1 protein-coding gene is annotated in these 436 nt (G+C 63.5%); it reads left to right on the forward strand.

The window, feature by feature from the left end; translation table 11 throughout:
* Positions 1-199 precede the first annotated feature (199 nt).
* The coding region (locus RNC47_RS36985) for a hypothetical protein (protein ID WP_311605253.1) at positions 200-436 on the forward strand (237 nt) is incomplete at its 3' end.

Here is a 436-nt window from a genome sequence, read left to right on the forward strand (position 1 = left end):
GGCACACACCGTGCAACGGATCTGGGAGGAGACGCTGCGGACCGAAGGCGCCGAATCCGACTTCACCTCGGTCATCAAACCGATGGAGAAGGCCGCGGGCGTGACCGTAAAAGGCGGCTAGATCGAGCCGCCCAGCAGCTGCTCTAGATTCGCCAAAGGTATCGTGGCGAGTGCAATGACGTGAGCCATAATGCTGACGATGGATTTGCCGGTGTGGGACGGAACGCGGGAACGCAGCCCGCGCACGATGCTGTCCACCATTGCCGCTTCCGCGCAGGGAATCGATTTCCGGTTCGTCTCCGAGCAGATCACCACGCCGACAGACTGGTGTTTCGAAGAAGACCATCACGTCGTGGTCGTGCACCGTGGCGGACGGCTGCGCTCCATGGAGGTCGAGTTCGAACGCGGGCCCAGCGGCCCGCACACCCCGCGGGTC

Origin of the sequence: Streptomyces millisiae (assembly GCF_031845425.1) — a bacterium.
Lineage (GTDB): Bacteria > Actinomycetota > Actinomycetes > Streptomycetales > Streptomycetaceae > Streptomyces > Streptomyces millisiae.